Raw genomic sequence first — 20,489 nt, forward strand, 5'->3', positions numbered from 1 at the left:
ATGCAAGAACTTATCGCCATTAACAACGTCCCCGCCCTCGTTGAAGTGAACTTTGACGAACTGAAGGCCACCTTGTCGCTGGAACTGAAAAAGTACGAGGGCATTCTGGTGACCGCCGACACGGTGAAAGGGGCCAAGAAGCTGGCCACCGAACTGAACGCCACGAAGGCCGCCATCAGCAAGCGCCGCAAAGAAGAAGTCGCCAAGGCGTCGGCCCCGGTCAAAGCCTTCGATGCGCAAATGAAGGAGCTGGAAACGATGGTCGAAACCGGCCGCCAAGCCCTGCTCGCCCAAGCCAAGGTGTTTGACGACGAGACTCGGGCGCTGGCTGTAGAGCTGCTACAAGCCCACCGCGCCGAGCGTTGGGCCGACAAGGGTGTGCGCCCGGAGTTTCAGCGTGCCGAGTGCGACCACCTCGCCCTCGTGACCGCTGTGACCGGCACCGGAAAGCTGGCCGCCGGTGCGCGCACCAAGCTAGACGCTTTGGTAGACGAGGACAAGCGCCTGCAGGATCAAACCGATATGCGCCTGCTCAAGCTGGAAAACGAAAGCTACAAGGCCGGCCTAAGCGCCCCATTGAACCGGGGTCACGTCGAGCACTTCCTGTTTGACGAGGAAACCGCCTACGCCGGCAAGCTGGCCGCCCTTATGGCCTCGGAGCTGGACCGCGAGCAAGTCGCCCAGCAGCGAATGCGCGAAAAGATGGCGCGCGAACAGGAGGCCCGTCAAGCCGAAGTGGTCACCAAAGCGCCGCAGGAAAGCGCCGCAACAGTCGTTGAGCAGATCAATTCCGAGGATAGCGAGCAGTACGTGGCCAGCCAGGGCGGCGAAACCTTGGAGCCATCTGCGCCGGCCGCGAGCGCCCCCCGTGACGCTGGACGCGTGCCCGTTACCGTGGCCTGCACCTTTGCCTTGGAAGTGAGCGCCAGCGTCACCGACGAGGCCATTCAAGCAGAGCTTCGGCGCGTACTTGAAGCGGCCGGAATTACCACGCTGGACACCATTGCCGTGCATCGGCAGCAGGAGGCCGCATGAGCAAGCCCTACAAAATGACCCCGGCCCGCTTTCGGAAGCTGGTGAAGATTGCCGAGCAAGGAGGCAGTCGAGCGGACGCCTTCAAGGCGCTCGGCATTACCCGCACCACGTTGCTGGCCGTGTGCAAGCGGGAAAACCTAATGTCCTGGCTGGACGAGCACATTCCGAAGAAGCAAGGCTTCGCAGGCAGTCCCTACGCCGGTCAGGATCAGCGCTCGAAAGTCGATGGCGGCGAAATCCACTGGCTCAAGCCCGAGCAGGTGGCGCACCTGCCGCTGAACGTAGACCGCGCTTTGCCGCACGTCAAAGCGGCCACGATGAAATGGAGAGCTGCCGCATGAGCAAGAAATTCACCCTCACCCCGGAGCGCTTCAAAACGCTGGTGAGCGTCGCCGAAAACGGCGGCAGTCGAGACGACGCCGCCAAGGCATTGGGCATTACCCGCCCGACACTCTGGCGCGCGTGTAAGCGTGAGCTTCTAGAATCGTGGCTGGAACAGAACATACCCAGCCGCCAAGGTGCGGGCGGCGGGCCAAAGCCGGGGCCGCGACCGTACCGGCGGAAAGAGAAGCCGAAGCCCGTTGTCGCCCCGCTTGTTGTGCCGAGCGACCCAAAAACTCAATGGCTGACCAAATCATGGAGAGCTGCCGCATGAACCGCTTTAACCAAGACTTTGCCGCGACATTCCTTTCGCCCGAGGATCAGCGGGTGATTAACGATCCCGAGGCCATCCGGGCGGCGACCGACAAGGACTGCCGGGCTGTGAACCGGTGCGAGGACGAGCCGAAAACCTACACTGTGGTGAACGGGGAAATTAAGCAGATTGGGGGTGAGGTGTGAACGAGATACCGCATTTTATCTGGCCCAGTGACCAAGACCGGGCCGAGAACGACGAACTGAACCGTGTGTGTGAGTACGCGGAAGAACTGCTAGACCAACTTCAGGGTGACGCGGAGCCGGAGTCTATCTGTCCGCGATGTAAAGGCAAAGGCCGTCACGTAACTGGCCCGATAGACTGCCCGGCCATTCAGGTCTGCCGAACGTGCTCGGAAACGGGTTGCGCGCACCCACAACCACCAAGCGCCGGAGTGCCGGAGGGGTGGAAGCTGGTGCCTGAGTTTATGACGCTCGATTTCCACGGGCTGGAAATGATCAAGGTCATGACAGGGGACGGGGAAGATGAAGAGGACTTTACGGAGTGTGTTTTGTGGGTAGGCGGCATACATGGTGACGATGGGGAGCAAGAATCCTACGGCCTAAACATCGCGTGCGCTGAATGCTTCCAAGAAGGTTTCGTGACCGTTGTTCCGTTCGATGCCCCACAACCACCCAAGCAGGAGGGCTCTGACGATGAGTAACACCCCAGAAACAATCTACCTGATACCCGGCGAGTGTTTGCTGCATGGTCCTGACTCGCTGGTTTGGAGCGATGACCCCGCGCCGGATGAGCATTGTGATCCGGCAGAAGCGGTTAAATATGTACGGGCTGATGTGCTTGAGCAGGCTCAGGCAAAGGTGGCGGAGCTTGAGGAATGGGCTGCACAACGACCTAACGCACATGACAGAGACTTGAGGATTGAGTATGCACGGTGGGCTGATGGAATTGGCCCCAGTAGCGGTGCCTTCATCCTTCGCAAGCAAGCCGAGGCGGTGGAGGTCATTGCGAATAAGCTGGAGGGCATGAATTTAACGCGGCCAGATGAATTTTTGAGGTCGAACGCCCAACGCCTACGCCAGCAAGCCGACGAAGCCGAGAAGGCGGGAGGTAAGAAGTGAGCAAAATCACACTGGCAGAATGGAAAGAAAAAAACTTCCCGGGCAAGGTGCCCAGCCTCAGAACGTGCCAGAATTGGGCCAATGAGGGGCGCATCCCGGGGGCGATGAAAATGGGCGGGTTGTGGTTTGTAAAAGCAACCGAAGATGGCGGGCGTTGTGAGCGGAGGGCGGAGAAATGAGCGAGCGGTTACTGAGAATATCTGAAGTAATGGAGCGCGTTGGATTACGTCGGACGGCAATTTATGACAAAATCAGCCGTGACGAATTTCCGCACCCCATTAAACTCGGCAACGTTTCTCGCTGGGTAGAGACTGAAGTTGATGCCTGGATAGCAGAAGCCATTGCCAGCCATCGGCAAACAGGCTGAGTTCAAGCGGATGAAAAAGCGGGTACATAAGCGGGTACAAACCGCGTACCCGAAACCGCCAAACCAGTAATGACAAAGGCTACAGCTCGAAATGCCAAAGAGGTTTATGAAACGGTATTTGCCGACTCCAGAAAAAGTGCAGTCTATGAAGAGCCTGCACTTTCTAGGCGATATCCTTCATGAGCCCAATTTGTGGCACATTAACCGTCACTGTGTGGCACGGGCCTTCCTGATTGGCATCTGGTTTTGCTTCATTCCAATGCCGTTCCAAATGGTTGCCGCTGCTTTTTTCGCCATTTGGTTTAACGCAAACCTGCCGCTATCCGTCGCTTTGGTTTGGATCAGCAATCCGCTCACCATGCCACCTATTTTCTACTTCAACTACAAAGTCGGCGCCTGGATACTGGACCGGCCAGTACTGCCCTTCGAGTTCCACGCTAACTGGCACTGGGTCAGTGACCGGTTATTTGAAATCGGCATTCCGTTATATCTGGGCTCTCTTCTGCTGGCAACGATCAGCGCCTGTATCGCCTATCTGGCCGTGCAATACCTGTGGCGTCGAAAAGTGCGCTCGGACTGGCAACTACGCCGCCACCTGAGAACCAAACGGCAGCGCAGCCAAGCTCAGGACTCCTGAACCAAGGTTCCTTGCTCTAACCGAAGTACTCGTCCCAAACTTTTGGCCATCCCCATGTCATGGGTCACCATGATAAAAGCCGTGCCTGAATTATCGCGCAGATCCTGAATCAGAGCTCTTATTCCTTCACCCGTGTGCTGGTCCAGGTTACCCGTGGGCTCATCCATCAACACACAATTGGGCTCATTGACCAGAGCTCGGGCAATGGCCACTCGTTGGCGCTCACCCCCCGACAGCTCTCCGGGCTTGTGGCGCAAACGCTGCCCCAGCCCGACACGTTCCAGAAGCGCTTCAGCCTTGGGTTTCGCCTGCCGGGGAGTCACTCCTCCCAGCGCCAGTGGCATCATGACATTCTCAAGTGCCGTAAATTCCGGCAGAAGATGGTGAAACTGATAGACAAAACCCAGATGCCGATTGCGGAATCGTGCACGACCGGCTTCCGACAGGCCGTGAATGTTCTGGCCACAGATTTCGATCTGGCCAGATGAGGGCTTGTCCAACCCCCCCAGAAGATTCAATAGCGTGGTTTTACCGGCACCGCTGCTGCCCACAATGGCAACCGTTTCACCGGCAGATACTTCCAACGAAATATCGGAAAATATTGTCAGCTTTTCCGGGCCTTCACTGTAGGTGCGTGTAACCTTCCGGCAATCAATCACTAACGGCGTGGCTGTATTGGTCATCGTTGCATCACTCATAGCGCAAAGCCTCCGCCGGTTCGACTCGCGACGCCCGCCAAGCCGGGTAAATCGTTGCCAGCAGGCTCATCGCCAGGCCGGCACCACTGATTACAGCCACATCCTGCCACTGCAACTGGGACGGTAAGTAGCTGATAAAGTACACATCGGCACTCAGGAACTGGTGCCCCATGGCAGCCTCAAGCCAGGCGATGAAGGCACTGATGTTCAGTGCACCCAGCACACCCAATGCTGTGCCAATCAAGGTACCAAACACGCCGATCACGGCGCCCTGAATAATAAAGATGCGCATGATTCGGCCGGGGGTCGCCCCCATGGTCCGCAGGATGGCGATATCCGCGGTTTTATCGGTGACCACCATGACCAGCGTTGAAACAATATTGAACGCGGCAACCGCCACGATAAACATCAGCAGCAGACCAATCATGGTCTTTTCCATACGGATGGCATTAAACAAGTTGCCGTGCGTGCGAGTCCAATCAGACACGTAGTAACGGCCTCCTAATCCAGAAGCCACATCATTAACAACCCGCGGTGCCGAGAACAAATCATCCATCAACAGGCGCAAGCCTTCGGCTTTGCCGCCGGTGCGCATCAGCCTAGCCGCGTCATCCATGTGAATCAGCGCGTAATTACCATCCAGTTCAGCACCGACACTGAAGATACCTTTTACCGTAAAGCGCTTCAGCCTTGGCAAAACGCCGGCAGGCGTTACGGAAGCCTCGGGCAACACCACCGTTAGCTTATCGCCGATGGCTAACCTAAGGCTGTTAGCCATCAAGCGGCCAATGATGATGCCGAACTCACCGGATTTGAGATCACCCAACCCGCCTTCAACAAAGTGGTTTTCAATGATTGAAACAGAGGCTTCCTGCTCCGGCAAAATGCCGTTCAGCATCACACCCCGCACGTTACCACCGCCGGTAACCATGCCCTGCCCCTGAATAAAAGGCGCTGCCGCCAGTACGTCAGGATTCTGCTCCACTCGACGATCAAGTTCTTCCCAGTCATTCAACGGCCCGGAAGCGCCCTGAATGGTGGCATGGGGAACCATGCCCAAAATGCGCTGTTTAAGCTCCTGATCAAAGCCGTTCATCACAGACAGCACAATAATCAGTACCGCCACCCCCAGCATCAGACCGATCATGGATGTGAGGGAGATAAACGAAATAAAGTGATTACGACGCTTGGCCGCGGTGTACCGCAAACCAATGTAAAACGATAAGGGTCTGAACATGGGGAGGTGCCTGTCGCTACCTTCGGGTCTGTCGTGGTTTAAGAAACTGCTAAACTACTTTGTACTATCAACATTTCTTAGCTATCCGGAGAAAGGATGCCAAGCCAAGATACTACGGGCTCAGTGCCCAGGTCGCCACAAGATCGTCGGGAGTTTTTCCGGATCCAGGATCGTATTGGGCTGGAAATCCGGCGACTCGAAGAAAACAATCCGGCAGATCCCGATCTTTTTAACGATACGCCTCTGGACTCACTGAAAGCCGAATACCGTCGGCTAGACCAAGACATAAAAAACCATCTGGCCAACCTTGCCGAACGCGACCGTCTGCTAACGGGCCTGATAACAACTCTGAATAGCAAGCTGGACACGCTGGCGCGCATTATCGCCTTTGAGCAAAATCCGTTGCAACCGGATGACTGGCAGGATGTGACACTGAGCGAAGGTGGCCTGGCCTTTTTTAGCCCCTCCGTCGCCTGGCAAACGGGGGATCGAATGGCCGTTCGCATGACCCTGCCCCCAGAGCTTTACCAGCCGCAAGCGATTGCACGGGTGATCGACTTGGAACGCAACAGCGCCGGCGGCGCGTGGGTTCAGACCGCTTTCACCGAGCTGAACGAAAGCGATCGTCAACAAATTGCTCGTCATGTGATGCGGTGGCAGATACGGCAGAAACAAAAACAGTAAACTCGCAATAAAGTGTTGGCTTTTAGCAAGCTTTTCACCATATTACGCTTTATCCATGTGCCCAAAACAGGCCGAAGCAAACTCAGTATTAACGGAGTCGATGATGAAAAAGAAACGCAACCTGCGCACAGCACTCGGCCTTGCAGCCCTGCTAACAGCCGGAATGGCTCCGGCAGTTCTGGCAGAAGATTTGGCGATTCCCGTCGGCAGCCAAGCGGATCGTAGTGCCATCAGCCTCCCCGCCAACGGCATGAGCCAGGCTTCGGTGCGACAGCGCTGGGGGAACCCGCTGGACATTCGCGGCCCAGTTGGTCAGCCGCCTATCAGCCAGTGGCACTACACAGACTTTGTAGTCTATTTCGAACGCGACCTCGTTATGCACACCGTGGCCAAACGCCAGAAAAACTAAATACATCGTTTTCAATGACAAGTTTCTTCGCTCTTGGCCTGACGTTCCGATAACGGTCAGCTAGAATGGCAGTTTTTGCGAACCAAGGTGGCTTAATACAGTGAGTTCCAAACGAGTTTTGCCTGCCGAGTGGGCACCCCAGAGCGCCGTCCTGCTGACCTGGCCCCATCCCGGAACCGATTGGGCTTCGGTCATGGCTGAAGTAGAGCCTGTTTTTCTGGCAATCGCCAAGGCCACCCTCCGTTTCGAGCATCTGGTTATTAGCTGCGAGTACGTTGCCCGGCTTCAAGAGCTCGGCGACGAACTCAACTCATGGGCCGAAAGCAACCAGTTGCCCGGCAGAGTGATCACTGTGCCGGCGCCCGCCAACGACACCTGGGTGCGGGATCACGGCCCCATCACCGTTGAGACAAATGACGGCCCTACCCTGATCGACTTCAAGTTCAATGCCTGGGGTGAAAAATTTAACTGGGAAAAAGACAACGCGCTCAATATGCATTTAGCCGGTGCACGCGTGTTCGGCAAACACTCCATGCAAAGCGTGGACTTCGTACTGGAAGGCGGCTCCATCGAATCTGATGGTCAAGGGACACTTCTTACCACCAGCGAATGCCTGCTCACGCCCTCCCGCAATCCGGCCATGGACCGCACCAGCATTGAGCAGTTGTTAACGGAAATGCTCGGCGCTGAGCGCATCCTCTGGCTCAACCACGGCTATCTTGCCGGCGACGACACCGACAGCCACATCGATACGCTGGCCCGTTTCTGCGCGCCCGACCACATTTGTTACGTAGCCTGCCCGGATGTCGCTGATGAGCATTACAGCGCACTTGCCGCCATGGAAGAAGAGCTACAGGGTTTCTGCCAGAAGGACGGAACGCCCTACAAACTAACGGCTCTGCCTTGGCCCGACGCCATTTTCGACGAAGACGGCGAGCGCTTACCGGCAACCTATGCCAACTTCCTGATCATCAACGAAGCCGTGCTACTGCCGACTTACGATGTGCAACAAGATCAAGAAGCCATACGCGTTATGGGTGACATATTTCCTGATCGGGAAATCATTCCCATCAACTGTCGCCCGCTGATTTACCAGCATGGCAGCTTACACTGCGTCACCATGCAGATTCCGGCAGGAGTTGTAGAGGTATGATCCACGGAAAAACCCGTAGCCAGCTCACTGTTGCAGCTATCCAACAACACTGCAGTGATGATAAAGCGGTCAGTCTGGCTACGTCCGAACGGTTAATTCGTGAAGCCGCCAAACGCGGCGCGCAACTGGTTGTGCTGCAGGAACTGCACGCCACTTTGTATTTCTGCCAAACCGAAGACACCGATATTTTCGAGTTGGCCGAACCGATCCCCGGGCCAACCAGCACGTATTTATCCGCCCTGGCGAAAGAACTCGGCATCGTACTGGTGGGCTCGATCTTCGAGCGCCGAATGAACGGCGTGTACCACAATACCGCGGTTGTTTTTGAAACAGACGGCAGCCTTGCCGGCATCTACCGGAAAATGCACATTCCTGACGACCCCGGTTTTTACGAGAAGTTCTATTTCACCCCGGGAGACGCAAACTTTAACGACGGCACCAGTGGGTTTACGCCCATTCAGACCTCTGTTGGCAAATTGGGCGTTTTGGTGTGCTGGGATCAATGGTATCCCGAAGCCGCACGCCTGATGGCACTGTCTGGCGCAGAACTCCTGATTTACCCGACAGCCATTGGCTGGGACATCACCGATGACAAAGACGAGCAAGCTCGCCAGCTCGATGCTTGGGTTACCGTGCAGCGGGGCCATGCGGTGGCCAATAACCTGCCGGTGATCGCTCCGAACCGGGTCGGCACGGAGCCTGACCCTTCGGGACAAACCGACGGGATTCTTTTTTGGGGCAACAGCTTCATCTGCGGCCCGCAAGGCGAATTTCTTGCCCGTGCCGACGAGCAACAAGAAGATATCCTGATCACCACACTGGATCGCAACCGCTCTGAATCCGTTCGCAGAATCTGGCCGTACCTGAGAGACAGACGAATCGATGCCTACGGCGACATTCTAAAACGGGTCAGGGATTAACGAAGGTATGAAGCAAAAGCTGGACAAGGTTGTTAACGAACTCAACACCATTTTGCTGGGGAAAGAGCCTCAAGTGCGCCTTGCTTTGTGCGGTTTGCTCGCTCGTGGCCACTTGCTGATCGAGGACATTCCCGGCATGGGTAAAACAACTCTGTCCCATGCACTGGCCAGCATCATGGGGCTGAGCTATCAGCGCATCCAGTTCACCAACGATTTGCTGCCTGCCGACGTGCTGGGTTACTCCATGTACGACAAGCAGGCCAACAACCTGGTATTTCACCCTGGGCCTATTTTCGCACAAGTGGTACTGGCGGACGAAATCAACCGGGCGTCTCCGCGAACCCAAAGTGCGCTGCTGGAGGCCATGGAAGAACGACAAGTCTCGATTGAAGGGGAAACGCGCCCTCTGCCTTCACCGTTTTTCGTGATTGCCACTCAAAACCCGATCGAACAAGGCGGTACCTTTCCGTTACCCGAATCGCAACTCGACCGTTTCCTGATGCGGCTGAAACTGGGCTACCCGGACCCCAAGGCTGAACGAGAACTGCTGGAAGGTGAAGACAGAAGAGCGTTGACTGCCCGCCTTGAAGCCATTTTGCCTCAAGCGGAGCTCGAACACGCTCAAGCCGCCGTTGGAAAGGTCTCGGCCAGCCCCGCCCTGCTCGATTACCTGCAGCGGTTATTGGAACAAAGCCGCCGGATGCCGGGTTTGATGTACGGGCTATCGCCTCGCGCCGGTCTGGGATTGTTGCGCGCGGCAAAAGCCTGGGCGCTCATGGCGGGAAGAGATCATGTACTGCCAGACGACCTTCAAGCGGTGTTCCCTGCTGTGGCCGAACATCGCCTTGAGCAAGGCGAAACCGGCAAGAGCCATGAACGGGTCCGTCAGCTTCTGAGCACGGTCTCTGTTCTTTAAGCTGAGCCACCCCCTACATAGCCAGCTTCAATGAACGGTATATTGTGAAACAAATGGCAGCCATTCAAAATCATGATAGCCTTTCACCACACTTCGAACACTGAGCTCACGTAATGAGCTCTCATCAGACCAAACTATTAGCGAGATTTCGATGAGCACAACCCAGCACTCCCGCCTGATCATTCTTGGCTCCGGCCCGGCCGGCTATACCGCTGCAGTTTACGCAGCCCGCGCTAACCTGAACCCAACTTTGATTACCGGCATTGAAGTGGGCGGGCAGCTTACTACCACCACCGACGTTGACAACTGGCCCGGCGACAACGATGGCGTTCAGGGTCCGGAGCTAATGCAGCGCATGCAGAAACATGCCGAGCGCTTCGAAACATCCATTGTTTACGACACCATAAACGAAGCCGACCTGCAAAACCGCCCGTTCCGCCTCAAAGGCGATAGCGGTGAATACACCTGCGATGCCCTGATCATCGCCACCGGTGCTTCGGCCATGTATCTGGGCCTGGAATCTGAAGAAAAATTCAAAGGCCAAGGCGTATCAGCCTGCGCAACCTGCGACGGTTTCTTCTACCGGAAGCAGAAAGTTGCTGTCATCGGTGGTGGCAACACCGCGGTTGAAGAAGCACTGTACCTGTCGAACATCGCAGATGAAGTCACTCTGGTGCACCGTCGCGACAAACTGCGTTCTGAAAAAATTCTTCAGGACAAGCTGTTCGAAAAAGCCGAAAACGGCAACGTCAACATTATCTGGAACCACACTCTGGAAGAAGTGCTCGGCGATGGCACCGGCGTTACCGGGATGCGTATCAAGAGCACTGAAAACGGCAACACGCAAGATCTGGATTTGGCGGGCGTGTTCATCGCCATCGGCCACAAACCGAATACAGACCTGTTTAGCGGTCAGCTGGACATGGAAAACGGCTACCTGAAAATCAAATCCGGACTGGAAGGCATGGCCACCCAAACCAGTATTCCCGGTGTCTTTGCGGCCGGCGATGTGGCAGACCACGTTTACCGTCAGGCGGTAACCTCGGCAGGCTTTGGCTGCATGGCCGCCCTGGATGCAGAGAAGTTCCTGGATCAGCAAAACTAAGGCGAACCCGTCGATATGACGTCGTTACCATGGATCGAGCCAGACAAGCTCTGGTTCCCTCCTGCTGAAGAAGCTCTGGAAGACCCCGACGGCCTGCTGGCCGTCGGTGGCGACCTGTCTTCTGACAGGCTCCAATTGGCTTACCGGAACGGCATCTTTCCGTGGTTCAGCGATGACCAACCCATCCTGTGGTGGTCGCCTGACCCAAGGTGCGTGCTGATCCCCGGACAGGTCCACGTGTCCCGCAGTCTGCGCCGTACCCTCAACCAGCGGCGTTTCCGCATCACCTCAGACCAGTGCTTTGGCCGCATCATCCGGCTTTGCGCCTCTATTCGAGCTGAAGGCACCTGGATTACCGATGAAATGATCGACGCCTACTGCGAACTTCATCGCCTGGGCATTGCCCACTCTATTGAGGTGTGGAACCAGAACGGCGATCTCGCCGGCGGAATGTACGGCGTTGCGTTGGGGCGGTGTTTCTTCGGAGAATCCATGTTTTCGCTCGAAACCAATGCCTCAAAAGTACTCATGGTTCACCTTGCACACCAACTGAAAGAATGGGGCTATGAGCTCATGGACTGCCAGGTTGAGAGCAGCCACTTGCTATCTATGGGTGCAACAACCATTTCCCGCGCCGATTTTTTATCTATACTCAAGGCATGTGTAGACGCCCCGCCAAAAGCGCCCAACTGGAATTTTACATGGCAGTGGCCTCGTTAGGAGAAGCGCATGAGTAATCTCCGAACGCTTGTTTTCTTTGCGACCCCCGCCCACGATTGCAGCTACCTTCCTGATCGTGAAGCCACCACCATGTTTGTTGACCCGCGGGCGGACATTGACAAAAAACTCTACAGCCAACTCACCGCCCTTGGTTTTCGTCGTAGCGGCTCACACTATTACCGACCTCACTGCGAGTCATGCTCGGCTTGCGTGCCTGTGCGCCTGAAGGTCGATAAATTCCAACCGGACCGCAGCCAGCGCAGAGTGCTCAGAAAGAATGCCGACCTTACATGCCGCCTGGTACCAGCGGCATACAACGAACGCTATTACCGCTTGTACGCGCACTACATCGAAGAACGCCACGAGGATGGCGACATGTACCCTCCCACTCGGGAACAGTTCACATCGTTTCTGGTTGAAGGCTCCACCGACTCCTGGTTCCTGGAAATCATCCTGAACGATGAGTTGATCGGACTGGCCGCCATCGACTTGCTTGACGACGGCCTGTCTGCGATTTACACCGTCTTCGCTCCGGAACACGAACACCGAAGCCTCGGTACGTTTGCGGTGCTTTGGCAAATTCAAGAAGCCAAGGCACGAGAGTTACCTCACCTATATCTGGGCTACTGGATCAAAGCCTGCAAAAAAATGAACTACAAAACCCGCTACAGACCCATCGAAGCACTGCAAGACGGTCAGTGGCATGAAATGAGAAGTACCTGATTTTTGCCAAACGACAAGAATTCAGGCAGAATTGCGCAATTTAAAATCACCGAAAGTATTCCGAACGAGGTTTTTACTGAATGGCGAAATCAGATGTCATTGAAATGGAAGGCGTTATTCTAGACACGCTTCCAAACACCATGTTCCGCGTTGAGCTGTCAAACGGCCACGTTGTGACCGCACACATCTCAGGAAAGATGCGCAAGAACTACATCCGCATCCTAACTGGAGACAAGGTCAAGGTAGAGTTGACTCCCTATGACCTGAGCAAAGGCCGCATCGTTTACCGCGCCCGTTAATGCTCTCGTGACATCTGAAAAGCCCCGCTAATGCGGGGCTTTTTTGTTACTTCAGATGGCTTCTGCCGGTTCATCCTCGTATTCAAAAACCAGCTCGTCATTCTCAAGCTGGATGAACACATCCCCGCCCTTCTCCGATAGCTTGCCGAACAATATCTGCTCCGCCAGAGGTCGCTTGATCTTGTCCTGGATCAAACGCGCCATTGGCCTGGCGCCCATGGTCGAATCGTAGCCTTTCTCTGCCAACCAGGACTTGGCCGCCTCACTCACATGCAAGACCACATGCTTCTCGTCAAGCTGCGCCTGAAGTTCTGTCAGGAACTTGTCCACGACGTGGGTAATCGTGGATTTTTGCAGATCGCCGAACTGGATTATGCCATCCAGACGGTTCCGGAATTCAGGCGTAAAGGTCTTGCTGATCACCTCCATGCCGTCAGTGCTGTGATCCTGCTCACTGAATCCAATGGAACGACGAGCCATGTTTTCGGCACCGGCGTTGGTGGTCATCACCAGAATCACATGACGGAAATCCGCCTTGCGGCCATTGTTATCGGTCAGCGTGCCGTGATCCATAACCTGCAGCAGCAGGTTGAACACTTCCGGGTGCGCCTTTTCGATTTCGTCCAACAGCAGAACACAGTGGGGATGCTTGTTTACGGCTTCTGTCAGCAGACCACCCTGGTCATAACCGACATACCCTGGGGGCGCGCCAATCAAGCGAGACACCGTGTGGCGTTCCATGTATTCCGACATGTCGAAGCGAACCAGCTCGATACCCAGAACCTTGGCCAACTGCTTGGTCACCTCGGTTTTACCTACCCCGGTCGGCCCCGCAAACAGGAAGGCTCCTTCAGGCTTCTCGGGCGCCTTCAAACCAGCGCGAGCCAGCTTGATCGCGGTTGACAGAGATTCAATAGCCGGATCTTGCCCGAACACCACCATTTTCAGGTTACGCTCAAGGTTGCGCAAGAGATCCTTGTCGCTGGTGGACACATTCTTCGGCGGGATCCGCGCAATGCTGGCGACCACATCCTCGATATCAACCACTTCAACCGACTTCTTGCGCTTGTCTTCCGGCTGGAGACGCTGACGCGCACCAGCCTCATCGATCACGTCAATAGCCTTGTCCGGCATATGCCGGTCAGTGATGTATCGGTCCGCCAGCTCGGCAGCAACCCGAAGCGCCTGATCGGTATAGGTCAGGTCATGGTGTTTCTCAAAGCTTGGTTTGAGGCCCTTGAGAATCTGGTAGGTATCCTCAACACTAGGCTCGTTGACATCGATCTTCTGGAAGCGACGCGCCAAAGCGCTGTCTTTCTCGAAGATGCCACGGAATTCCTGATAGGTCGTCGAGCCAATACACCGCAACTCACCGGAACTCAGCATAGGCTTGAGCAAATTGGACGCATCCATCACCCCACCCGATGCCGATCCTGCACCGATAATGGTGTGGATTTCGTCAATGAAAAGAATGGCATGCTCTTGCTTCTTCAAATCACTGAGCAAACCTTTCAGGCGTTTTTCGAAGTCGCCACGGTATTTAGTGCCGGCCAAGAGAGCCCCCATATCCAGGGAGTAGACCACAGCGTCCGAGATAATCTCCGGCACCTCTCCATCAACAATTCTGCGAGCCAGACCTTCCGCAATCGCGGTTTTACCCACGCCGGCCTCACCAACCAGCAACGGGTTATTCTTCCGGCGGCGTGCCAAAATCTGCACAACCCGCTCCACCTCGGTCTCACGACCAATCAACGGGTCAATACGGCCCTCACGGGCCTGCTCGTTCAGGTTTGCGGCGTAATTTTCCAGAGGACGCGCGTGACCGCTTTCTTCACCCGCCTCTTCTTGAGCCGCATGGTCGGCGCCCTCTTGGTCCTCAGCACCCTGCACACGTGAAATGCCATGGGACACAAAGTTCACCACATCAATGCGTGCAATATTCTGCTTCTTGAGAACATAAACCGCCTGGCTTTCCTGTTCGCTGAAAATCGCGACCAGCACATTTGCGCCAGTTACTTCTTTCTTGCCAGAAGACTGAACGTGGAATACCGCCCGCTGCAGCACACGCTGAAAACCGAGTGTTGGCTGGGTTTCCCGGTCGCCGTCACTGGACGGAATCAGAGGCGTGGTGGAATCCACAAACTCAATCAGTTCGTCCTCAAGCTGTTTGAGGTCTGCACCACAAGCTTTCAACACTCCCACTGCCGATTCATTATCCAGAAGAGCCAACATCAAATGCTCCACGGTCATGAATTCATGGCGCTTGTCGCGGGCATTTTTGAAGGCTGTATTCAGCGTAAGTTCAAGATCTTTACTCAGCATGGGCTACCCCTAGGTCTGTCAGTCCGCGCGTTCTATCTCGCAAAGCAACGGGTGTTCGCATTCTGACGAATACTGATTCACCTGCGCCGCCTTCGTTTCTGCGATGTCGCGGGTATATACCCCACATACGGCCTTTCCTTGCGTATGGACGAGCAGCATCACCTGCGTCGCCTTCTCTTCGTTCATGCCGAAGAACGTCATCAACACTTCCACCACAAAATCCATCGGGGTGTAATCGTCATTCAGGAGCAGCACCCTAAAGCGGGCGGGACGCTTCAGGGCCGGCTTCTCGGGCGCTACACTCACCCCATCTTGACGCCCGGGCTGGTCGTCCTCCCCCTGATTAAATATTAGTAGAGAATTTTCAATTGTCCGCATGGTTCTATGTACCGATTATTCGGATGGCTATCTTAATGTGGTTACCCGGCCAGACATTTTCAAGGCTGGCGCCCATGCAAGCACGGGTTAACGAATCCTGTGAACATGATACCGATTCCATACCCTGATGAAACACTTATTCAATCAGCTGTGATCCTTGACTCAGAAACCTGATTGGTCGACAGTTAATATCGTATGTAATTTAATGTAACAAAATGCAGCAGAAGTTTATCAGCAGAAAAACACTCCAATAATAAAAGAGACAGCAAAGGGACGGGGGAGTTCATCATGCCGAGGGGCAAGGTCAAGTGGTTCAACAACGCCAAGGGATACGGCTTCATCATTGAAGATGGCTGCAGCGACGATCTGTTCGCGCACTTTTCTTCCATTCAGATTGAGGGCTACAAAACCCTCAAGGCGGGACAAGCGGTCACGTTCGAGAAAAAACCGAGCGATAAGGGCGTTCATGCCGTAAACATCGTTCCGGATCTGGCACCTGGTGACAGAACATCCGCCGGGCAAGATGCCCAATCCGGCAATAATCGCGACGGGTATCCACCCAGAGCCGCCAACGCCTGAACCGGTTTCGGCGCAGCTAAACCTTCGCCCTGCCGGTATATACCGGTGGGAATCCATTCCCATACTTTTTTCATTGCCTGCATTGCAGTACGCTTGTCAGCTCGGTCAACCCGCAACTGACAGGACTCTGTGAATGGCGGACATCATCCTGTTTAACAAACCCTTTCAGGTTCTCAGCCAGTTCACGGACGAGCGAACCGAAAACCCTCGGTCAACGCTGGCAGAATGGATCAAGCAGCCAGGCTTTTACCCGGCCGGGCGACTTGACTATGATTCCGAGGGGCTTCTTCTACTCACCAATCACGGCCCCTTGCAACACCGTATTGCGTCACCGCGTAACAAAATGCCCAAAACCTATTGGGTTCAGGTAGAGGGCGATATCTCGGGCGACGCAATTGATCGGCTTTCCCAGGGGGTAAATCTGAAAGATGGCCCTACCCGCCCGGCAAAAGCACGGAGAATGGCGCCCCCCGACCTTTGGCATCGCAACCCACCCGTTCGGCATCGGGAAACCGTCCCTACCAGCTGGATTGAACTGACCATCAGCGAAGGTCGCAACCGACAGGTACGCAGAATGACCGCAGCCGTTGGCTACCCAACGCTTAGGCTGGTACGTTATCAGATTGGCGATTGGACGCTCGACAAGCTGCAACCGGGCGAGTTCCGGATGGAACAAGTACACCTTCCCGACACCCCGACAGCGCCTTCAAGACAGAGGCATCGGTCTGGCACTCGTGCACCAAAAGCGCGCCGACCCAACAGGAGATCTGCATCAAAATGATTTGGAAGCCTCACGCAACAGTGGCCGTTATCGCTGAAGATGACCAAGGCCGCTACTTACTCGTGGAAGAACTCAGCAACGGCCAGGTAGTTTTCAATCAACCGGCCGGGCACATTGAAGAAGACGAACTGATTCTCGATGCTGCCTGCCGGGAGACACTGGAAGAAACCGGATGGGAAGTGGAGCCCACCTACTTTCTGGGCATTTACACTTACAAAGCACCGGCTAACGGCGTCACCTACCACCGATTTTGTTACGCAGCCAAACCGCTCCGAAAGATCACGGACAAACTGGATGACGGTATCATCGCCCCGCACTGGCTGACGCTGGACGAGATTCGTGAACTGGGAAGCAAATTACGCAGCCCTCTGGTCCTGCAATGCATCGAGGATTACCGAAACGGTCGGCAATTCCCCCTTGAAGTCGTGATAGACGGACAGACGTAACCCTCACAAGGTGCTAAAATCGCCGCTTTCTAACCGGTTACCAGTAGGCTCATGACTCCAAATCCTGATTCCAAAGCCCCAGAAAACACCCGTGTCATCGTCGGCATGTCCGGCGGTGTCGACTCTTCGGTTGCCGCTTGGTTATTGAAAGACCAGGGCTACCAGGTGGAAGGCCTGTTCATGAAGAACTGGGACGAAGATGACGGCACGGAATACTGCACCGCGATGACCGACCTTGCCGACGCGCAAGCCGTAGTCGATGCCATCGGCATCAAACTGCATACCGCCAGCTTCGCCGCTGAATACTGGGATCGTGTGTTCGAGCACTTTCTCTCTGAGTACAGTGCCGGCCGCACGCCCAACCCCGACATCCTGTGCAACAAGGAAGTCAAGTTCCGGGCCTTTCTGGACTATGCCGTTACCCTGGGCGCAGATTACATTGCAACCGGGCACTATACCCGCCAGCGCCCGCTGAATGATGGCAGCGGCAAGGCCGAGCTGCTGAAAGGGTTAGACCCGAACAAAGACCAGAGCTACTTCCTGCACGCCGTGTCTGGCGACCGCATTGCCCGCACCCTGTTCCCGGTGGGTGAACTGGAGAAACCCGAAGTGCGCCGCATTGCCGAAGAGCAAGGGTTTATCACCCACGACAAAAAAGATTCCACGGGCATCTGTTTCATCGGCGAGCGCAAGTTCACCGACTTTCTTAAACAGTACCTGCCCGCCCAGCCTGGCAACATTGAAACTCCGGATGGCGAAGTGATCGGCAAACATCAGGGCCTGATGTACCACACGATTGGCCAGCGCCAAGGTTTGGGAATCGGTGGGCTGGCCAAATACGGGGATGACCCTTGGTACGTTGCCGAGAAAGACTTAAGCCGAAATGTACTCATAGCGGTACAAGGCAAGCATCACCCATTGCTGTTTTCTCGTGGGCTGGTGTCCGGTCCGATTGACTGGATTGCCGGCGAAGCACCTTCCGGACAGTTCCGCTGCAAGGCCAAAACCCGCTACCGTCAACCGGATCAAGATTGCGAAGTCACCGTCATTGACGGCGGCGTAAAAGTCGTCTTCGACGACGCCCAGCGGGCAGTGACACCGGGTCAGTCCGTCGTATTTTACATCGACGACGTGTGCCTGGGCGGCGGTGTCATCGAACAAACCTGGCGCGACGACGAAGCTCTGCCCGCTCGCCTGAATCAAGACGGCTGCCTCGAGGCACGTTCATGAGCCGCACCCTGCACGACCAGACTCTGGCTTTGGCTGGATTATTCCAGGCTGCCTCTTTGGTGCAGCAAGTCGCCCACAAAGGCACCTGCGACGAAGCAAGCCTTGAAACGTCATTGCGGTCACTGTTCGCCACCGACCCGGCGACCACACTCGACGTGTATGGTGGCGAGTTGTCGGATATTCAGGAAGGCCTGAAAGCCCTTTCAACCTCCCTGGCGCAACAAAGCCGCTCTCAGGACGTGGAGACACTCCGCTATGTGCTGAATCTCGTTCAACTGGAATCCAAACTGAAAAACAGCCCGGATATCCTGAATGTGATTGGAAGCCGCATCGATCAGGCGCGCCACACGGCCAGCCACTTCGGCTATAACCATAGCAACCTGATTGGCAACCTGGCCTCGATCTACACCGACACCATCAGCACCTTCCGCCTGCGCATTCAAGTCAGCGGCAACCCGCAAGTCCTGCAGCAGGACGAGAACGCTGCTAAAGTTCGCGCCCTGCTTCTTGCCGGCATTCGTTCCGCGGTGCTCTGGCGTCAATGTGGCGGCCGCCGCTGGCAGCTTATTTTCTCCCGGAGAAAAGTGATCAACCACGCCCGAGAGCTGTTGCGCTGATTCGCAACGCGGGCTGGTGTATCATAGAGACTCTAATTTTCTTATCCGATTCTTTGATGAACTGAGAGGTTTTCGATGGAACTCAACGCCCTGACCGCCATTTCACCGGTCGATGGACGCTACGGCAGCAAAGTCAGCGTATTTCGCAGCATCTTCAGTGAATATGGCCTGATCCGTAACCGGGTAACCGTCGAGATCCGCTGGCTACAGAAACTGGCTGAACACCCGGCGATTACCGAGGTACCGGCCTTTTCTGCTGAAGCCAATGCCTTTCTGGACAAGATGGTCAGCGAATTCAGTCTGGCAGACGCGGAACGCATCAAAGAAATCGAGCGTACCACCAACCACGATGTTAAAGCGGTTGAATACCTCATCAAAGAGAAGATTGCAGAGGTTCCCGAGCTTCACGCCGTCACCGAATTCGTGCATTTCGCCTGCACCTCTGAAGACATCAACAACTTGTCTCACGCCCTGATTCTACGCGAAGGCCTGGATCATGGGTTACTGCCGGGCATGGAACAAGTCATCGATAAACTGGCCGAGCTGTCCAAAGACCACGCCGAACAGCCCATGCTGTCACGTACTCATGGCCAGACAGCCTCCCCGACCACGGTCGGCAAAGAACTGGCTAACGTGGTTTACCGCCTGCGTCGTCAGCTCAAGCAGATCAAATCGGTGGAGCTGCTGGGCAAGATCAACGGTGCCGTTGGCAACTACAACGCTCACCTGTCAGCGTACCCGCAGGTGGACTGGGCCACGAACGCCAAAGAATTCATTGAACGCCTCGGCCTCGACTGGAACCCGTACACCACGCAGATTGAACCCCACGATTACATCGCGGAACTTTACGATGCCATCGCGCGCTTCAACACCATTCTGATCGATCTGGATCGTGATATCTGGGGCTATATCTCTCTGGGTTACTTCAAACAGAAAACGGTGGCTGGCGAGATCGGTTCTTCCACCATGCCTCACAAGGTCAATCCGATCGACTTCGAAAACTCGGAAGGCAACCTGGGCATTGCCAACGCCATTTTCGGGCACTTGTCTGCCAAGTTACCGATTTCCCGCTGGCAGCGTGACCTGACCGACTCTACCGTACTTCGCAACCTCGGCGTTGGCTTTGCCCACAGCCTGATTGCTTACGAAGCCACCCTGAAAGGTCTGGGCAAGCTGGAAATCAATCCGGTTCGTTTGGGCGAAGACCTCAACAGTGCGTGGGAAGTATTGGCGGAACCCATCCAGACCGTGATGCGCCGTTACAACATCGAAAAGCCTTATGAAAAGCTGAAGGATCTTACCCGCGGTAAAACCATGTCGGCGGAGGTGATTCAGAATTTCGTAGAAACACTGGAGATTCCGGAAGAAGCGAAAGCAGAGCTTCGCGCCCTGACACCGGAAACCTACATTGGCAATGCCGTCGAACAAGCCGGCAACATTTAAATCTGGAGCAGCAC

28 protein-coding genes are annotated in these 20,489 nt (G+C 55.4%); 24 read left to right on the forward strand and 4 right to left on the reverse strand.

Translation table 11 applies throughout. The features are described 5' to 3' along the window. From Q9245_RS01995 to Q9245_RS02035, 9 genes are all read left to right on the forward strand, one after another. Positions 1 to 1,035: a DUF1351 domain-containing protein gene (locus Q9245_RS01995; protein WP_305895594.1), complete on the forward strand. Its 1,035-nt coding sequence runs from the start codon at positions 1 to 3 to the stop codon at positions 1,033 to 1,035. Beyond that, entirely contained in the window at positions 1,032 to 1,376 is a 345-nt protein-coding gene (locus tag Q9245_RS02000) for a hypothetical protein (protein ID WP_305895595.1), read from the forward strand. The genes Q9245_RS01995 and Q9245_RS02000 overlap by 4 nt, the downstream gene beginning before the upstream one ends. Then, entirely contained in the window at positions 1,373 to 1,690 is a 318-nt protein-coding gene (locus tag Q9245_RS02005) for a helix-turn-helix domain-containing protein (protein ID WP_305895596.1), read from the forward strand. The genes Q9245_RS02000 and Q9245_RS02005 overlap by 4 nt, the downstream gene beginning before the upstream one ends. After that, positions 1,687 to 1,875 (forward strand): hypothetical protein, encoded by a 189-nt coding sequence (locus Q9245_RS02010; RefSeq protein ID WP_305895597.1) that lies wholly within the window; start codon positions 1,687 to 1,689, stop codon positions 1,873 to 1,875. The genes Q9245_RS02005 and Q9245_RS02010 overlap by 4 nt, the downstream gene beginning before the upstream one ends. After that, the gene (locus Q9245_RS02015) at positions 1,872 to 2,393 is read left to right on the forward strand and encodes a hypothetical protein (protein WP_305895598.1); all 522 of its coding nucleotides are present in this window, start codon (positions 1,872 to 1,874) and stop codon (positions 2,391 to 2,393) included. Before Q9245_RS02010 ends, Q9245_RS02015 begins: the two co-directional genes overlap by 4 nt. Then, a complete protein-coding gene (locus Q9245_RS02020; protein WP_305895599.1) occupies positions 2,386 to 2,811 on the forward strand; it encodes a hypothetical protein in 426 nt (141 codons plus the stop codon). Before Q9245_RS02015 ends, Q9245_RS02020 begins: the two co-directional genes overlap by 8 nt. Next, positions 2,808 to 2,990 carry an excisionase gene (locus Q9245_RS02025; RefSeq protein ID WP_305895600.1) on the forward strand — a complete coding sequence of 61 codons (183 nt, stop codon included), beginning with the start codon at positions 2,808 to 2,810 and terminating at the stop codon, positions 2,988 to 2,990. The genes Q9245_RS02020 and Q9245_RS02025 overlap by 4 nt, the downstream gene beginning before the upstream one ends. Beyond that, positions 2,987 to 3,178, forward strand: coding sequence for an AlpA family transcriptional regulator (locus Q9245_RS02030; RefSeq protein WP_305895601.1), 192 nt, complete (start codon positions 2,987 to 2,989; stop codon positions 3,176 to 3,178). The genes Q9245_RS02025 and Q9245_RS02030 overlap by 4 nt, the downstream gene beginning before the upstream one ends. 91 nt (positions 3,179 to 3,269) lie before the next feature. Next, positions 3,270 to 3,815: a DUF2062 domain-containing protein gene (locus Q9245_RS02035; protein WP_305895602.1), complete on the forward strand. Its 546-nt coding sequence runs from the start codon at positions 3,270 to 3,272 to the stop codon at positions 3,813 to 3,815. On the opposite strand, the gene lolD is transcribed toward Q9245_RS02035, so the two are convergent. Both lolD and Q9245_RS02045 read right to left on the reverse strand, forming a co-directional pair. After that, complete coding sequence (lolD, locus tag Q9245_RS02040; protein ID WP_305895603.1) at positions 3,803 to 4,513, reverse strand: lipoprotein-releasing ABC transporter ATP-binding protein LolD; 711 nt, start codon at positions 4,511 to 4,513, stop codon at positions 3,803 to 3,805. The genes Q9245_RS02035 and lolD overlap by 13 nt on opposite strands. Next, positions 4,506 to 5,750 carry a lipoprotein-releasing ABC transporter permease subunit gene (locus tag Q9245_RS02045; protein WP_305895604.1) on the reverse strand — a complete coding sequence of 415 codons (1,245 nt, stop codon included), beginning with the start codon at positions 5,748 to 5,750 and terminating at the stop codon, positions 4,506 to 4,508. The genes lolD and Q9245_RS02045 overlap by 8 nt, the downstream gene beginning before the upstream one ends. A 96-nt stretch (positions 5,751 to 5,846) precedes the next feature. Here Q9245_RS02045 and Q9245_RS02050 point away from each other — a divergent pair, with 96 nt between their 5' ends. The 9 genes from Q9245_RS02050 (at position 5,847) to infA (ending at position 12,679) form a co-directional block, all read left to right on the forward strand. Continuing rightward, a complete protein-coding gene (locus Q9245_RS02050) occupies positions 5,847 to 6,434 on the forward strand; it encodes a PilZ domain-containing protein (protein WP_305895605.1) in 588 nt (195 codons plus the stop codon). Between the two features lie 103 nt (positions 6,435 to 6,537). After that, positions 6,538 to 6,843 carry a hypothetical protein gene (locus Q9245_RS02055; RefSeq protein ID WP_305895606.1) on the forward strand — a complete coding sequence of 102 codons (306 nt, stop codon included), beginning with the start codon at positions 6,538 to 6,540 and terminating at the stop codon, positions 6,841 to 6,843. 100 nt (positions 6,844 to 6,943) lie between these two features. Next, entirely contained in the window at positions 6,944 to 7,996 is a 1,053-nt protein-coding gene (locus tag Q9245_RS02060; protein ID WP_305895607.1) for an agmatine/peptidylarginine deiminase, read from the forward strand. Continuing rightward, a complete protein-coding gene (locus tag Q9245_RS02065; protein ID WP_305895608.1) occupies positions 7,993 to 8,916 on the forward strand; it encodes a carbon-nitrogen hydrolase in 924 nt (307 codons plus the stop codon). Before Q9245_RS02060 ends, Q9245_RS02065 begins: the two co-directional genes overlap by 4 nt. A gap of 7 nt (positions 8,917 to 8,923) precedes the next feature. Next, a complete protein-coding gene (locus tag Q9245_RS02070) occupies positions 8,924 to 9,832 on the forward strand; it encodes a MoxR family ATPase (protein WP_305895609.1) in 909 nt (302 codons plus the stop codon). A gap of 151 nt (positions 9,833 to 9,983) precedes the next feature. After that, positions 9,984 to 10,937: a thioredoxin-disulfide reductase gene (gene trxB, locus Q9245_RS02075; RefSeq protein WP_305895610.1), complete on the forward strand. Its 954-nt coding sequence runs from the start codon at positions 9,984 to 9,986 to the stop codon at positions 10,935 to 10,937. Positions 10,938 to 10,952: 15 nt separating this feature from the next. Then, positions 10,953 to 11,657, forward strand: coding sequence for a leucyl/phenylalanyl-tRNA--protein transferase (aat, locus tag Q9245_RS02080; RefSeq protein ID WP_305895611.1), 705 nt, complete (start codon positions 10,953 to 10,955; stop codon positions 11,655 to 11,657). Between the two features lie 9 nt (positions 11,658 to 11,666). Beyond that, positions 11,667 to 12,380, forward strand: a complete 714-nt coding sequence (locus Q9245_RS02085; RefSeq protein WP_305895612.1) for an arginyltransferase — start codon at positions 11,667 to 11,669, stop codon at positions 12,378 to 12,380. A gap of 80 nt (positions 12,381 to 12,460) precedes the next feature. Beyond that, on the forward strand, positions 12,461 to 12,679 hold the full coding sequence (infA, locus tag Q9245_RS02090; RefSeq protein ID WP_044386042.1) for a translation initiation factor IF-1: 219 nt from the start codon (positions 12,461 to 12,463) through the stop codon (positions 12,677 to 12,679). 51 nt (positions 12,680 to 12,730) lie between these two features. Here the strand turns inward: infA and clpA are convergent, their stop codons facing one another. Then, positions 12,731 to 15,001 carry an ATP-dependent Clp protease ATP-binding subunit ClpA gene (gene clpA / locus Q9245_RS02095; protein ID WP_305895613.1) on the reverse strand — a complete coding sequence of 757 codons (2,271 nt, stop codon included), beginning with the start codon at positions 14,999 to 15,001 and terminating at the stop codon, positions 12,731 to 12,733. 18 nt (positions 15,002 to 15,019) lie between these two features. Beyond that, entirely contained in the window at positions 15,020 to 15,379 is a 360-nt protein-coding gene (clpS, locus tag Q9245_RS02100; RefSeq protein ID WP_114333516.1) for an ATP-dependent Clp protease adapter ClpS, read from the reverse strand. A gap of 288 nt (positions 15,380 to 15,667) precedes the next feature. Between clpS and Q9245_RS02105 the strand changes: the two genes are divergently transcribed. From Q9245_RS02105 to purB, 6 genes are all read left to right on the forward strand, one after another. Continuing rightward, a complete protein-coding gene (locus tag Q9245_RS02105; protein WP_305895614.1) occupies positions 15,668 to 15,958 on the forward strand; it encodes a cold shock domain-containing protein in 291 nt (96 codons plus the stop codon). A 133-nt stretch (positions 15,959 to 16,091) separates the two neighbouring features. Continuing rightward, positions 16,092 to 16,739 carry a pseudouridine synthase gene (locus tag Q9245_RS02110; RefSeq protein WP_305895615.1) on the forward strand — a complete coding sequence of 216 codons (648 nt, stop codon included), beginning with the start codon at positions 16,092 to 16,094 and terminating at the stop codon, positions 16,737 to 16,739. Continuing rightward, a complete protein-coding gene (locus Q9245_RS02115; RefSeq protein WP_305895616.1) occupies positions 16,736 to 17,185 on the forward strand; it encodes an NUDIX hydrolase in 450 nt (149 codons plus the stop codon). Before Q9245_RS02110 ends, Q9245_RS02115 begins: the two co-directional genes overlap by 4 nt. Before the next feature lie 51 nt (positions 17,186 to 17,236). Continuing rightward, positions 17,237 to 18,415, forward strand: coding sequence for a tRNA 2-thiouridine(34) synthase MnmA (gene mnmA / locus Q9245_RS02120; RefSeq protein ID WP_305895617.1), 1,179 nt, complete (start codon positions 17,237 to 17,239; stop codon positions 18,413 to 18,415). Beyond that, positions 18,412 to 19,032 (forward strand): high frequency lysogenization protein HflD, encoded by a 621-nt coding sequence (hflD, locus tag Q9245_RS02125; protein ID WP_305895618.1) that lies wholly within the window; start codon positions 18,412 to 18,414, stop codon positions 19,030 to 19,032. Before mnmA ends, hflD begins: the two co-directional genes overlap by 4 nt. 75 nt (positions 19,033 to 19,107) lie before the next feature. Next, the gene (purB, locus tag Q9245_RS02130; protein ID WP_305895619.1) at positions 19,108 to 20,475 is read left to right on the forward strand and encodes an adenylosuccinate lyase; all 1,368 of its coding nucleotides are present in this window, start codon (positions 19,108 to 19,110) and stop codon (positions 20,473 to 20,475) included. Positions 20,476 to 20,489: the final 14 nt, after the last annotated feature.

It is taken from the genome of Marinobacter sp. MDS2, assembly GCF_030718085.1.
Classification (GTDB): domain Bacteria; phylum Pseudomonadota; class Gammaproteobacteria; order Pseudomonadales; family Oleiphilaceae; genus Marinobacter.